The organism is Actinoplanes solisilvae, from assembly GCF_003999975.1.
GTDB classification, from domain to species: Bacteria; Actinomycetota; Actinomycetes; order Mycobacteriales; family Micromonosporaceae; genus Actinoplanes; species Actinoplanes solisilvae.
The window spans coordinates 1-593 of sequence record NZ_RJAC01000114.1; the positions used below are offsets into that span (position 1 = coordinate 1).

A 593-nucleotide genomic window follows, 5' to 3' on the forward strand; every position below is an offset into this window, starting at 1 on the left:
CTAGAGCAAAACTATTATGGAAATACAAAGAAGATTATCCAGTATGTAGGAAGTAGTTCTTTAATAACACTTAATGAACAAACTAAAATTATTTTAAATGCTGTAGTTGAACAGACTAAGCACATGTATTTTAATGATTTTATTGAATTTATATATTCTACTTATCCTATTTCTAAAAATGATAGATATGCCTATTTAGATCTACCTAATTTAGCTAAAGAGTATAAGACAGTAGCTGTAAATGGATAAAATAATATTTAAAAAGCGTAGACTAGTTCTACGCTTTTTATTTTCTTAAAATCTAAATTGTAATTTTTTATAAATTATATTTTTCATAAAGTTATTAAAATTCATGCTGTTGCAGATCAATATATAAATCAAATACCAAAAAATTTACAATAAAAGATATATATATAATTTAAATATTTGATAATTAAAAATAATTTAAATATTTGACCAATGATTTTTATTGCCTTATTTTTATATTTCATAATAAAAAAAGGAAAACCAAAATGACTACAAATAATGGTGAGATGACGATTGGTGGCTTATTAAAGCAAGTTGGTGATCTATTTGAATCTAATCAAAATAAA

The 593-nt window shown here is 21.9% G+C and carries 1 protein-coding gene; it reads left to right on the forward strand.

Going from position 1 to position 593, the window contains the following annotated elements:
- On the forward strand, nt 1-249 hold a 249-nt coding region (locus tag EER30_RS48325; RefSeq protein ID WP_205650742.1), incomplete at its 5' end, for a hypothetical protein.
- Nucleotides 250-593: the final 344 nt, after the last annotated feature.